Origin of the sequence: Sphingopyxis sp. 22461 (assembly GCF_052044915.1) — a bacterium.
Taxonomy (GTDB): Bacteria; Pseudomonadota; Alphaproteobacteria; order Sphingomonadales; family Sphingomonadaceae; genus Sphingopyxis.
This window is the reverse complement of the sequence record NZ_JBQENY010000008.1, coordinates 108,808-122,342: the sequence shown is the minus strand read 5'-3', so window position 1 is coordinate 122,342 and position 13,535 is coordinate 108,808. Positions and strand designations below refer to the sequence as shown.

Below are 13,535 nucleotides of genomic sequence, written 5' to 3'. Positions count from 1 at the left end.
GCAAATCCGCCATTAAATTGACTTTAACGACCTTTCTTTACAGACAGTGCCTCGAAAACATCATTCGGCAGCCGGGGATATGCGAGGCTGGCCGAGCGGGGGTTGCAATTTGTTCCAGCGTCACGAACCCATCGCGGGGATGTCCGGCAACGCGGCCGCCCTCACGATGTCGCAAGCGATCCCGCTGCGGCGCGCCGTTGCCGACGCCGAACCGCATCTCGGATGGCGCGACCGGCTGGCGCAGCTCGACCTCGTTCCCGACCTCGGTGACAATATCGGTTCGGCCGAATGGTGGCGCGGTCTTGCGACATTAACCCTGCTGTGCGGAACCGCGATCGCGACCTTCCCCGGCATCCAGCCGCTTCAAGTCGGCGGAACCCCAGCGCTCGATGCCGCCGATTTTAACGAAGCGCGTGCGCAGATGATCGTGCCGCTGGCGTTCGGCGGCGACACCGGACGGCATATGGCGGCGACCGACGCGGTGCGCCCGCTGACCCAGACGCCCGAACGGCCGCAGATCGAACTCACCGCCACCTTGGGCAGCGGCGACAGCTTTGCCCGCCTGCTCGAACGCTCGGGCGTCGGCAGCAGCGAGGCGCAGGCGCTGGCGCGCCAGGTATCGGGCGCGGTTCCGCTCGCCGACATCGCGCCGGGCACGCGGATCGACCTGATCCTCGGCCGCCGCGCCGCGCGCACGATGCCGCGCCCGGTCGAGGCGCTCGCGATGCGCGCGCGCTTTGACCTCCGCATCGAGATGGAGCGGCAGGGCGGACAGCTCGTGATGCGGCGCATCCCGATCGCGGTCGACGCAACCCCGCTGCGCATCCGCGGCCGGGTCGGCGACAGCCTCTACCGTTCGGCGCGCGCCGCCGGTGCGCCGCCCGCCGCGATCCAGTCCTATCTGCGCGTCGTCGGGAAACAGATTTCGGTCGGCAGCGACATTCGCGCCGGCGACGAGTTCGACATCATCGTCGATTACCGCCGCGCCGAAACGGGCGAGACCGAAACGGGTAAATTGCTCTACGCCGGGCTGATCCGCGGCGGAAAAGCGAAACTCTCGATGCTCGAATGGAATGTCGACGGCCGGACCCAATGGTTCGAGGCGTCGGGCGTCGGCGAGCAGCGCGGCGGCATGACGCGGCCTACGAATGGCCGCGTAACCTCGACCTTCGGCATGCGCCGCCACCCGATTCTCGGCTACAAGCGCATGCACAGCGGCATGGATTTCGGCGGCGGCTATGGCGCGCCGATCTACGCCGTCACCGACGGCGTCGTGACGATCGCGGGGCGCCACGGCGGTTTCGGCAATTATGTGAAGCTCAATCACGGCAATGGCCTCGGCACCGGCTATGGCCATATGAGCCGCATCGCGGTGCGCCCCGGCCAGCGCGTCAATCGCGGGCAGGTGATCGGCTACATCGGCTCGACGGGGCTCTCGACCGGCCCGCACCTCCATTACGAACTGTATCGCAACGGCCGCGCAGTGAACCCGTCGTCGGTGACCTTCGTCACCCGCGCGCTGCTCGAGGGCAAGGCGCTCGCCGATTTCCGCGCCCGCATCCGGTCGCTGACATCGATCGCGCCGGGCGCCGCGCTGACCCCGATCGCGGCGAAACAGGTCGAGGGGCCGAAGCTCGGTTCGCTCGCGGACGTCGCCTCGAAACGCGCGGGCGACGGAATCTGACCCCGCACTGAAGCGGCAATATCCATTTGCCCCGCGGCCAAGCGCCGCTATGCACCCCGCATGACCCAAGCCGCTTTCCCCGACCTGCGCCTGCGCCGCACCCGCCGCACCGGCTGGAGCCGCGCGATGGTGCGCGAAACCCAGCTTTCGCCCGCAAACCTGATCTGGCCGCTCTTCGTCGCCGACGGATCGGGCACCGAGGAATCGATTTCCAGCCTGCCCGGCGTATCGCGCTGGTCTGTCGACCTGCTCGTCGAGCGCGCGAAGGACGCGGTCGCCGCGGGCATCCCGTGCCTCGCGCTCTTTCCCTATACGCAGCCCGACCGGCGCAGCGCGGATGGCGGCGAGGCGCTCAATCCCGACAATCTGATGTGCCGTGCCACCGCCGCGATCAAGCAAGCGCTCGGCGACGAGATCGGCATCCTCACCGACGTCGCGCTCGACCCTTATACCAGCCACGGGCAGGACGGGCTGATCGACGATGCGGGCTATGTGCTCAACGACGAGACGGTCGAGGTGCTCGTCGGACAGGCGCTCAACCAGGCGCGCGCTGGCGCCGACATCATCGCGCCCAGCGACATGATGGACGGCCGCATCGGCGCGATCCGGCAGGCGCTGGAGGCCGAGGGTTTCGGCCATGTCCAGATCATGAGCTATGCCGCCAAATATGCCTCGGCTTTCTATGGCCCGTTCCGCGACGCGGTCGGCTCGCGCGGGCTGCTCAAGGGCGACAAGAAAACCTATCAGATGGACCCCGCGAACGCCGAGGAAGCGCTGCGCGAAGTTGCGCAGGACCTCGCCGAGGGTGCCGACAGCGTGATGGTCAAGCCCGGGCTGCCCTATCTCGATATCGTGGCAGCGGTGAAGGCGAACTTCGCCGTGCCCGTCTATGCGTATCAGGTGTCGGGCGAATATGCGATGATCGAGGCCGCCGCCGCCGCGGGCGCGGGCGACCGCGACGCGCTCGTTCTCGAAACGCTGCTCGCCTTCCGCCGCGCCGGCGCGTCGGGGGTGCTCAGCTATCATGCGCTCCATGCTGCACGGCTGCTCGGCGCCTGACAGAGTGATCAGGTCCACTTCGCCGCGCCGCTGGCTGTTCGTGCTGACGATCCTCGTCGGCAGCTTCCTGCTTTTCCTCGTCCAGCCGATGGTCGCGCGCATGGTGCTGCCCAAATTGGGCGGTGCGCCCGCGGTGTGGAACAGCGCGATGCTCGTCTACCAGGCGCTGCTGCTCGGCGGCTACGCCTATGCGCATTGGCTCGGCCGCTTCACCGTGCGGCGTCAGGCGGTCATCCACCTCGCGCTCTTCCTCGTCGCGGCGCTGTGGCTCCCGATCGGCATCGCGCAGATCGCGGTGCGCGGACCGGGGCAGGAGGCGCTGTGGGTGCCCCTGCTCCTGCTCGCGTCGATCGGCCCCGTCTTCTTCGTCGTCTCGGCGCAGGCGCCGTTGATGCAGCGCTGGTTCGCCGCCGATACGCGCGCGGGCGATCCTTATTATCTCTATGCCGCCTCGAACCTCGGCAGCTTCGCCGGCCTCATCAGCTATCCGGCACTCGTCGAGCCGACGATGCCGCTCGCGGTGCAGAGCTGGGGCTGGACCGCGGGTTACGCACTGCTCGTGCTGCTCGTTGCGGGGGCCGCGGCGGCGCGCTGGCACGGCGGCGCCGAAGCGCATGCCGCCGTCACCGACGAACCGCGTCCGAGCCTGCGCCGCCAGCTCCACTGGCTGCTGATCGCCGCGGTGCCGTCGGGGTTGATGCTGTCGACGACGACGCACCTCACCACCGACATCGTCGCGATGCCGTTGCTGTGGGTGCTGCCGCTCGGGCTTTATCTCTTGAGCTTCGTGATCGCCTTTTCAACGATGGAGAGGCCGACACAGATCATCACGCTGATCGCGCCCGTCTTGCTGCTCGCGGTCGGCGGGCTCGGGCTGCTGAGCTCGGGCGGCGGCTCGATGATGGTCGCGCTCGCAAGCCTTGCGATGCTGTTCGTCGTCGCGACGGCGCTCCACGGCTATCTCTATCATCTCCGCCCGGCGGCGCAGCATCTGACGCTCTTTTACCTCATCATGTCGGCGGGCGGCGTGCTCGGCGGGCTGTTCGCCGCACTGTTCGCGCCGCTGATCTTCGACTGGGTCTATGAGCATCCGCTGCTGATCCTCGCCGCCGCGATGCTGCTGCCGCTCCCCGCACTGTTGCCGTGGGACAAATGGCTGGGGCTCGAAGCGAAGACCGCGCGGATCGTGGCCGCCGTATTCGTCGCGCTCGCCGCTTTCGGCGCCTGGCATATGGTCGGCGACTGGACCGGCCGGCTCGACAGCGCGACGACCTCGTGGGGCATCGCGATCTTCGTCGTCGGCACGCTCGTCATCGGCTGGCGCTGGGCCTATGTGCCCGTGCTCGCGCTGCTGATGATCGGCGTCGGCGGCTGGGACACGATCCAGGAAAGCTTCACCGGTGCGCGCGTGCGCAGCTATTTCGGCGTCTACACCATCACCGATTATCCGGCATCGAACCAGCGCCGTCTCGCGCATGGCACCACGCTCCACGGACTTCAGCGTACTGACGCCGCGCACCGGCGCGATCCGACGACCTATTATGGCCATCAATCCGGCGTCGGACTGACGCTCGATAAGGCCGCCGCGCTCGCCGGGCCGAATGCGTCGATCGGCATCGTCGGGCTGGGGGCAGGCACGCTCGCCTGCTATCGAAAGCCCGATCAGCACTGGACGATCTTCGAGATCGATCCGGTGATGGTCGACATCGCGCGCGATCCTTCGAAATTCACCTTCCTCTCCGATTGTGCCGGCGACACGCCGATCGTCATCGGCGATGCGCGGCTCCAGCTTGCCAACCAGCCCGCGGGGCGCTTCGACGTCATCGTCATCGACGCTTTTTCGTCCGATGCGATTCCGCTGCATCTGCTGACCGAAGAGGCGATCGGCATCTATGCGCGTGCGCTGAAGCCCGACGGGATCCTGCTCATCCACATCTCGAACCGCTTCTTCGATCTGGAGCCGGTGCTGGCGGCGGAGGCGAAGGCGCGCGGCTGGACGAGCGCGATCCGCATGGACCCGGGTCCGGTCGGCGACGAATATGGCGACCTCACCGGATCGAACTGGGTCGCGCTGACCGCGACGCCGCAGCGGATGCGGCAATTGACCGGCGGGATCAGGCCGCGCAAGGATTCGCGCGACCTCGACGCCTGGGTGCCGCTCGAAGCGCGTCCGAACTTTGAACGCTGGACCGACGATTATGCCTCGACGCTGCCGGTCCTGATCTGGAAGAATCTCATTGGAGGCCGCGACGAATGAACGACATCAGCATCATCAGCGTCAATGGCAAGACGCCGCAGATCGACCCCAGCGCCTTCATCGCGCCGGGATGCCGCATCATCGGCGACGTGACGATCGGGCCCGATGTCAGCATCTGGTATAATTGCGTGCTGCGCGCCGATGTCAGCCGCATCGTCGTCGGTGCGCGCTCGAACATCCAGGATGGCAGCATCGTCCATTGCGACGGCCCGATGCCGCACCGCCCCGAAGGCTTTCCGACGATCATCGGCGAGGATGTGCTGATCGGCCATCTCGCGATGGTGCACGGCTGTACGCTCGCCGACCGCGCGTTCGTGGGTTTGAAGGCGACGGTGATGAACGGGTGCCGCATCGGCAGCGACGCGATGCTCGCCGCCGGTGCGCTGCTGACCGAGAACAAGGAAATCCCCGATCGCGAACTGTGGGCCGGATCGCCCGCGCGCCGCGTGCGCGAAATCGACGATGCGCAGGCCGCAGGGATGCAGCTGGGCGTCGCGCATTATGTGATGAACGGCCGCATGCACAAGGCGGCGATCGAGGGGTAAATAGATCCTCCCTGTGGCGAAGCCATGGGGAGGGGGACCGTCCGCGAAGCGGATGGTGGAGGGGCCGCAACGGCGCGTCATAGCCCCTCCGTCAGCCCTTCGGGCTGCCACCTCCCCATCGCTACGCGACAGGGAGGATCGTCAAGTCAGCCGAGGTTCGCGTTCACCATCGCATAGAGCATCGGGATCGACAGCAGGGTGTTGGTCCGCGAAAAGATCATCGCGGTCCGCGCGGCCTTCGCCTTGGTCGCATCGTCGGCTTCGACGATCCCCAGCGCCTTCTTCTGGTTCGGCCAGATCAGGAACCACACGTTGAACGCCATGATCAGCCCCAGCCACATGCCGACGCCGATCAGCTTGTACGGGTCCTGAAGGCCCAATGCGGGCACCAGATATTTGGCGTGGCCGGCGATCGCGACGCCCAGCAGCACGGTGACCAGCGCCGCCCAGCGGAACCAGAACAGCGCGGCAGGCGCGATATGCTTACCGACCGCGGGTTTCAGTTCGGCCGGGATCTTCGGCATCGTCGGCATCTGGACGAAGTTGAAATAATAAAGCAGGCCGATCCACAGCACGCCGAAGAAGGTGTGCAGCCAGCGCATGATCGCGTTGCCCGCGGCGACCCCGTCCTCGAAATTCTGGCCGTTGAGGCACAGCATCAATATGATCGCGAGCACCAGGCCCGCGCCGAGCACGGCGTGCAGGTTTCCGAAAAATTTATCCATGGCAGTTCCCCCTGTTTATCGCGGCGCCGCGTGCGACCCGGTGCCGGTGACGCAGCTATGCCAGCGCGGTGGGGAAATGCATCAACTTTTGTCGGTTGCGGCCTCTTCGGGAACGGCGAGGCCGTTCTTCAGCATCACCGGAACCTGGCTGAAAGTGAAGAGGAAGGAGAGGGCGGTGACCCCCCAGACCTTGATCGTCAGCCACAGGTCAAAACTCATCTGTTTCGCCTGGATCATCTCGTACATCACATGGTTCGCGATGCCGAGCGTGGCAAAGAAAATCCCCCAGTTGCGCGACAGCAGCAGCCAGCCGCGGTCGGTGAGCCCTTCGAGCGCCGATTGCAGCAGATATTTGAGCATCGGCTTTTTGAACCAGTAGCCGCCGAGCAGCAGCGCGGCGAAGGCGCCATAGATGATCGTCGGCTTCATCACGATGAAGCGCTCGTCGTGGAACCAGATGGTCAGCGCCCCGAAACCGAGGACGAGGATGCTCGACATCCACAGCATCGGCGAAATCTTGCCGAGCTTCCATTTCGACACGACCATCGCGATGACGATCGCGACCATGAACGCCACGGTGCCCTTGATCGCCGCGGTCGTCGCGGCGAACGCGCCTTCGCCGCCCGACGAGAATTTATAGGCGAGGAAAAAGACGAGCAAAGGCCCAAAATCGATCACGAAGTTGAGCCAGCCATGCTTCGCCGGCGGCGGCGCCGGGACCGACTCGGGGCCAGTGGGAAGCACGTCGCTCATCGGATATTTCCTGCAATAATTCCCGCGATCTCGTCGGCATCGAACGGACGAAGGTCGTCGATGGTTTCGCCGATGCCGATCGCGTGGATCGGAAGCCCGTGGCGCTCGGCGGCGGAGACGAGCACGCCGCCGCGCGCGGTGCCGTCGAGCTTGGTCATCACGAGCCCGGTGACACCGGCAACCTCACGGAACACGTCGATCTGCGACAGCGCATTCTGCCCCGTCGTCGCGTCGAGGACGAGCACGACGTCGTGCGGCGCCGCGGGGTTGAGGCGGCCGAGCACGCGCTTGATCTTGGCGAGCTCGTCCATCAGTTCGCGCTTGTTCTGGAGCCGCCCGGCGGTGTCGACGATCAGCACGTCGATCCCCGTCGCGGTCGCCTGTTTTACCGCGTCGAACACGATGCCCGCGCTGTCGCCACCTTCGGGGCCCGCCATGATCGGCACGCCAAGCCGCTCGGCCCAGACCTTGAGCTGCCCGATCGCGGCGGCGCGGAACGTGTCGCCGGCGACGAGCATCACGCCATAATCCTGTTCCTGGAACAGGTGCGCGAGCTTGGCGATCGTGGTGGTCTTGCCCGATCCGTTGACCCCGATGACGAGGATCACCTGCGGACGCGGGAAGGCATCGATGTCGAGCGGTTCGGCGACCGGGCGCAGCACCGCGGCGATTTCCTCGGCGACGACCTTGCGCAGTTCCTCGGTGCCATTCGCGGCGATGTCGCGGCGCTCGGCGAGGCGGCTGCGGATCCGGTCGGCCATCGCGGGGCCGAGGTCGGCGGTGATCAGCGCTTCCTCGATGCGGTCGAGATCATCCTCGTCGAGCCGCGCCTTGCCGGTCAGCCCTGCGAGATTTTCGCCGAGCCGTTCCGACGTGCGGCGAAATCCGCCGAGCAGCCGTTCGCTCCAGCTTTGGCCGGTCATGCCGCGATATCCTTTGCTTCGATTTGGGTGGCGATCATGCGGTCGCCGTCACGCGCGCCGAGGCGCACGTCGATGATGGTGCCGGGCGCCGCGGGTGCGGTCAGCGCCACGGCGGCGAAATTTTCGGCATGGCCGCTGACGCCGTCGCGCTCGACGAGCATCGATGCGGTTCGGCCGATCTGCGTTTCGAGCCAGTCCTGCCGCCGCCGCGCATTGGCGTCGCGCAGGATTGCGGCGCGCTCGCGGGCGATGGTGCGCCCGACCTGCGGCATCCGCGCGGCGGGCGTCCCGGCGCGCGGGCTGTACGGAAAGATGTGGCCAAAGACGATGTCGCAATCGTTGATCAGCGCCAGCGAGTTCGCGAACATCGCCTCATCCTCGGTCGGAAAGCCCGCAATCAGGTCGGCGCCGATCGCGATCTCGGCGCGCGCGGCCTTCAAACGCTCGATCAATGTAACGGCATCGGCGCGGCGGTGGCGGCGCTTCATGCGCGTCAGCACCATATCGTCGCCCGCCTGCAGCGACAGGTGGACATGCGGCATCACGCGCTTTTCCTGCGTCAGCAAGGCGAAGAGCGCGTCGTCGATGCGGTCGGGGTCGAGCGACGAAAGGCGGAGGCGCTCGACCGGCAGCACCAGCAACGCCTCGACCAGCGCGGCCAAGGTCGTGCCGCTGTCGTCGCCATAGCTGGCAAGGTCGACCCCGGTCAGGATGATCTCGCGCTGCCCGCGATCCAGCGCGGTTCGCGCCGATGCCGCCACCGCATCGACGCTCGCCGACCGCGCCGTGCCGCGCGCCAGCACCGTCGCGCAAAAGGTGCAGCTGTGCGAGCAACCGGTCTGGACACCGAGAAAAGCGCGCGCATGATCGGCGCCCGAGAGGGCGGGGGCGTAAGGCGTCGTGTCCCCGCGAAGGCGGGGACCCATCTCCGATGGGTTCGAATTTGCACCGGCGGGAGATGGACCCCCGCCTTCGCGGGGGAAGGGGACAGGATTTGAAAGGTAGCTCTGAGCCAAGCCCTTCGCATCATTGGACACCACCCGCGCGCCCATCGCGGCAAAGGTCTCGCGCTCCAGTTCGGCGGCGCACCCGGTGACCACAACCTCGGCGCCCGGCCGCTCGCGCAGCGCGCGGCGTACCGCCTGCCGCGCCTGGCGCACCGCTTCGTCGGTCACCGCGCAGCTGTTGAAGACGATCGTGTCGCGCGCGCCCGCAGCCTTGACGGCCGCACGAACCCCTTCGCCCTCGGCGATGTTCAGCCGGCAACCGAAATTGACGACCTCTTGCCGGTCGGCGAGGGAAGCGCTCATCCGAACTGCGCCCAGTCGGTCTCGCCCTCATAGACGCGCGTCGCGGCGCCGCTCATCACGATCGGCTCGCCGGGCGCCCAGCGGATGACGAGGTCGCCGCCGGGCAGCGACACCGTCACCGGCGACTGGACGAGTCCGGCGCGGATCGCCGCGACCGCAGTCGCGCACGCGCCGGTGCCGCACGCCTGCGTCAGCCCGACGCCGCGCTCCCAGACGCGCAGCTGCAGCTGGTTTTCGCCGTCGAGGCTTGCGACATTGACGTTGACGCGCTCGGGGAACAGCGGGTCGGTCTCGATCCGCGGGCCGAGCTCGTCGAGCGCGACGGCGTCGGCCTCGGGCACGAAAAAGACGATGTGCGGATTGCCGACATTGACCCCGGCGCCATGCTCCAGCTCGTCCCACGCGACGGGCATGTCGCGCGTGTCCATCGGCATCGCGAGCGGGATATGCTCCCAGTCGAATTCGGGCTCGCCGAGCACGACCTCGGCGCCGCCATCGGCCGGAGTGACGCGCAGCATCCCGCCCAGCGTCTCGATCACCGCGGGTTTGCCGATCAGCGTCGCGACGCAGCGCGTTGCATTGCCGCACGCCTCGACCTCGCCGCCGTCGGCGTTGAAGATGCGCATCTTCACGTCCGCACTATTTGACGGTTCGAGCAGGATCAGCTGGTCGCACCCGATGCCATGGCGGCGGTCGGCGATCGCGTGCGCGCGCGCCGGCGTCATCTCGACGCTATGCTCGCGCGCGTCGATCACGACGAAGTCGTTGCCGAGGCCGTGCATCTTGGTGAAGCGGTCTGCCATAGTCCGCGCATGTAAGGGCGCGCGGGCGCGAAGTCTAGCGATGCGGCGGGATCAGGCCGTCTTGCGCAGCGGCGCGTCTTCGCGGGCGTCGGGGCCGGCGGGCGGCGCCATCGGCGTGCGCAGCAGGCCGCGGTCGGCGAGCAGCCGTTCGGTGTCGGCGGCCGACGAGGCGCGGCCGAAATACCAGCCCTGCCCCTTCGAACAGCCGAGGCGTGTCAGCTCGATCGCGGTCGCCTCATCCTCGACCCCCTCGGCGGTGATCGGCATCGCGAGGCTTTCGCCCAGCCGCACGATCGCGACGACGATCGCCTGCGCATCGGGGCTGCCGCGCATCGCGGCGACAAAGCTGCGGTCGATCTTGATCCGGTCGAACGGCAGCGCGCGCAGGTGCGACAGCGAGCTGTAGCCGGTGCCGAAATCGTCGAGGCTCAATGATACGCCCTGATTCTTGAGGCTGGTGACGATCGAGCGCACCAGCGGCAGATTTTCGAAGAGCGAGCTTTCGGTGATCTCGACCTCGAGCTGGCTGGCAGGAAAACCGACCTCGATCAGCAATTTGGTGAGCTTCTGGCTGAACCACGGATCCTTCAGCTGCTGCGGCGAGATGTTGACCGCGAGCATGATCGACGGGTCCCAGCGTTTGGCGGTCTCCATCGCCTCGCGGATCACCTGCAGCGACAATTCGCCGATCAGGCCGCTTTCCTCGGCGACGGGGATGAAACGTTCGGGCGGGATCATGCCATATTCGGGCGATTCCCAGCGCATCAGCATTTCGAAGCCGATCAGGCGCCCGCTGGCGATGTCGACCTGCGGTTCGAAATGCGGGACGAACTCGCCGCGCGGCATGCCGTCGCGAATGCCGGTTTCGATCTGGTTGCGCACCTGCACCGCCATCTCCATCCCGGCTTCGAACCAGCAGAAGCGGTTCCGGCCCTCGTCCTTGCAATTATACATCGCGATGTCGGCCTGACGGACCATCGTTTCCATCGTCACGCTGGCATCGCTGGCGAGCGATATGCCGAGCGACGCGCCGACGCGGATCTGCTGCCCATCGTGCGTGACGCTATTGTCGAGCGCCATGACGAGTTCGGCGGCGAGCGCATCGACGTCGGCGCGCGCCGCGGGTTCGAACACCAGCATCGCGACGAACTCGTCGCCGCCAAGCCGCGCCTTGGTCGCGTTGGGCGGCAGCACGGCCGAGATGCGCTCGGCGGCGACCTGCAGCACGCGGTCGCCCGCGGCATGGCCGTGGATGTCGTTGACGGTCTTGAAATGGTCGAGATCGAGCAGGAACAGGGCGACCTGGCGCTTTTCGGCGATCGCGCCCGCGATCTGCCGCTGCCCCGTCGCGAGCAGCGCCCGGCGGTTGAGAAAGCCCGTCAGCGGGTCGGTATCGGCGAGGTAGCGCGCGCGCTGCTCGGCCTCGGTACGCTCGAGGATTTCGCGGTTGAGGTCCTTGTAGCGGCGCCAGCCGAACAGGATCAGCGCGACATTGAGGATGACCGCCGTCGCCAGCGCGCGGTCGGGGCCGCCGCCGATGCCGATGAGGGCGCGAACGGCCGCCTGCATCACATTGCTGCCCGTCCCCACGAACAACAGGATCGCGGCGACGACGATGCCGCCGGCGATGATGTCGCGTTTGGCGCCCTCGCTGCGGTCGAATGGCTTCGGCGTCGATGTCATATGAATTTGTCCCACCCTTAGGGGCTCTATGCGGGCAAAGCGGTGAAATTTGGGTTAAGTGCGCCGCGGCCGTGCCCTTCGCGCGCGCAGGGCGCCCCACCGCTTGCTTTCGGCGGGGCTTTTGCGTAAAGGCCGCCGCGTCCGCGCGCATTTTGCGTTCGGGCATATCGACATCCGCGACGGAAACTCTGTCCACGGATACCGCTGGTTGGCGAGGTTTCGCTCACCGGCGTGTTTTGCGTTGCGGGCGTTGTAGGCAAGGATTTTGGCTGTGTTCGATAGTCTGAGCAACCGGCTTGGCGATGTTTTCGGGAAGCTCCGCGGCCGCGGCGCGCTGACCGAGGCCGACGTGCGCGCCGCGATGCGCGAAGTGCGAATCGCCTTGCTCGAGGCCGACGTCGCGCTGCCCGTCGTGCGCAGCTTCATCGATCAGGTCACCGACCTCGCGATCGGCGCCAATGTCCTGCGCTCGGTTACCCCGGGGCAGCAGGTCGTCAAGATCGTCAGCGACGCGCTGACCGAAATGCTCGGCTCCGAAACCGCCGAGCTCGACCTTGCCGTCACCCCGCCCGCCGTGATCATGATGGTCGGCCTGCAAGGGTCGGGTAAAACGACGACGACCGCGAAGATCGCGAAGCGGCTCAAGGAAAAAGAGCGCAAGAAGGTGTTGATGGCGTCGCTCGACGTCAATCGCCCCGCCGCGCAGGAACAGCTCGCCGTCCTCGGCACGCAGATCGACGTCGCGACCTTGCCGATCGTCGCGGGGCAGGGCCCGGTCGAGATCGCCCAGCGCGCGCTGCAGGCGGCGAAGCTCCAGGGCTTCGACGTCCTGATGCTCGACACCGCGGGCCGCCTCCACGTCGACCAGCAGCTGATGGACGAGATGCAGGCGGTGTCGCGCACCGCCAATCCCGCCGAAACCCTGCTCGTCGTCGACAGCCTGACGGGTCAGGACGCGGTGCAGGTCGCGCAGCGCTTCACCGATCAGGTGCCGCTGACCGGCGTCGTGCTCACCCGCATGGACGGCGACGCGCGCGGCGGCGCCGCGCTCTCGATGCGCGCCGTCACCGGCAAGCCGATCAAATTCGCGGGCACGGGTGAAAAGCTCGACGGGCTCGAACTCTTCCAGCCCTCGCGCATCGCGGGCCGCATCCTCGGCATGGGCGACGTCGTCAGCCTCGTCGAACGCGCCGCCGAGACGATCCAGGCCGAAGAGGCCGAGGCGATGGCGGCGAAGATGGCCAAGGGCATCTTCGACCTCAACGATTTGCGCACGCAGCTCAACCAGATGCGCCGCATGGGCGGCCTCGGTGCGCTCGCCGGCATGATCCCGGGGATCAAGAAGGCGCAGGCGCAGATGGCCGCGGGCGCCGCCGACGACAAGATGCTCATTCATTTCGACGCGATCATGGGCTCGATGACCCCGAAAGAGCGCGCGAAGCCCGAAATCCTGACCGCGAAGCGCAAGATCCGCATCGCCAACGGCTCGGGCACGACGGTGCAGCAGGTCAACAAGGTGCTGAAGATGCACCAGGAAATGGCCAGCGCGATGAAGAAAATCCGCAAGATGGGCGGGCTCAAGGGGCTCGGCGCGCTGTTCGGCAAGGGCGGCGGCATTCCCGGAATGGGCGGTATGGGCGGCGGCGGTGGTCTCCCCGGCCTTGGCGGGGGTGGATCGATCCCGCCTGAACTCGCCAATTTGATGAATAAAAAGAAGTGACGGCCCCGACAGGCCGTCATCCCGGCGAAGGCCGGGATCCAGTCAATTCAAGACCCAACTTTAAACGTTAAAC

General features: G+C 67.0%; 11 protein-coding genes. 5 read left to right on the top strand and 6 right to left on the bottom strand.

Translation table 11 applies throughout. The features are described from left to right. The first annotated feature begins 166 nt into the window (after positions 1 to 166). From ACTJI5_RS14630 to ACTJI5_RS14615, 4 genes are read left to right on the top strand one after another with little or no spacing between them, the layout of a single operon-like run. Positions 167 to 1,684 carry a M23 family metallopeptidase gene (locus tag ACTJI5_RS14630; RefSeq protein ID WP_440860836.1) on the top strand — a complete coding sequence of 506 codons (1,518 nt, stop codon included), beginning with the start codon at positions 167 to 169 and terminating at the stop codon, positions 1,682 to 1,684. Positions 1,685 to 1,744: 60 nt separating this feature from the next. Further along, a complete protein-coding gene (gene hemB / locus ACTJI5_RS14625) occupies positions 1,745 to 2,743 on the top strand; it encodes a porphobilinogen synthase (RefSeq protein ID WP_440860835.1) in 999 nt (332 codons plus the stop codon). Then, entirely contained in the window at positions 2,718 to 5,000 is a 2,283-nt protein-coding gene (locus tag ACTJI5_RS14620) for a spermidine synthase (RefSeq protein ID WP_440860929.1), read from the top strand. The genes hemB and ACTJI5_RS14620 overlap by 26 nt, the downstream gene beginning before the upstream one ends. Further along, the gene (locus tag ACTJI5_RS14615) at positions 4,997 to 5,545 is read left to right on the top strand and encodes a gamma carbonic anhydrase family protein (protein WP_137891826.1); all 549 of its coding nucleotides are present in this window, start codon (positions 4,997 to 4,999) and stop codon (positions 5,543 to 5,545) included. The genes ACTJI5_RS14620 and ACTJI5_RS14615 overlap by 4 nt, the downstream gene beginning before the upstream one ends. 146 nt (positions 5,546 to 5,691) lie before the next feature. Here the strand turns inward: ACTJI5_RS14615 and ACTJI5_RS14610 are convergent, their stop codons facing one another. From ACTJI5_RS14610 to ACTJI5_RS14585, 6 genes are all read right to left on the bottom strand, one after another. Next, positions 5,692 to 6,270, bottom strand: a complete 579-nt coding sequence (locus tag ACTJI5_RS14610) for a urate hydroxylase PuuD (RefSeq protein WP_310257226.1) — start codon at positions 6,268 to 6,270, stop codon at positions 5,692 to 5,694. An 81-nt stretch (positions 6,271 to 6,351) separates the two neighbouring features. Further along, on the bottom strand, positions 6,352 to 7,023 hold the full coding sequence (locus tag ACTJI5_RS14605; protein WP_082639535.1) for an inner membrane-spanning protein YciB: 672 nt from the start codon (positions 7,021 to 7,023) through the stop codon (positions 6,352 to 6,354). After that, complete coding sequence (ftsY, locus tag ACTJI5_RS14600; protein WP_058537753.1) at positions 7,020 to 7,946, bottom strand: signal recognition particle-docking protein FtsY; 927 nt, start codon at positions 7,944 to 7,946, stop codon at positions 7,020 to 7,022. Before ftsY ends, ACTJI5_RS14605 begins: the two co-directional genes overlap by 4 nt. Continuing rightward, positions 7,943 to 9,256, bottom strand: coding sequence for a MiaB/RimO family radical SAM methylthiotransferase (locus ACTJI5_RS14595; protein WP_440860834.1), 1,314 nt, complete (start codon positions 9,254 to 9,256; stop codon positions 7,943 to 7,945). Before ACTJI5_RS14595 ends, ftsY begins: the two co-directional genes overlap by 4 nt. Further along, positions 9,253 to 10,059: a diaminopimelate epimerase gene (gene dapF, locus ACTJI5_RS14590; RefSeq protein WP_192647223.1), complete on the bottom strand. Its 807-nt coding sequence runs from the start codon at positions 10,057 to 10,059 to the stop codon at positions 9,253 to 9,255. Before dapF ends, ACTJI5_RS14595 begins: the two co-directional genes overlap by 4 nt. A 51-nt stretch (positions 10,060 to 10,110) precedes the next feature. Then, on the bottom strand, positions 10,111 to 11,742 hold the full coding sequence (locus tag ACTJI5_RS14585) for a putative bifunctional diguanylate cyclase/phosphodiesterase (RefSeq protein WP_440860833.1): 1,632 nt from the start codon (positions 11,740 to 11,742) through the stop codon (positions 10,111 to 10,113). Between the two features lie 271 nt (positions 11,743 to 12,013). Here ACTJI5_RS14585 and ffh point away from each other — a divergent pair, with 271 nt between their 5' ends. Further along, the gene (gene ffh / locus ACTJI5_RS14580) at positions 12,014 to 13,462 is read left to right on the top strand and encodes a signal recognition particle protein (protein WP_197411425.1); all 1,449 of its coding nucleotides are present in this window, start codon (positions 12,014 to 12,016) and stop codon (positions 13,460 to 13,462) included. The last annotated feature ends 73 nt before the right edge of the window (positions 13,463 to 13,535 follow it).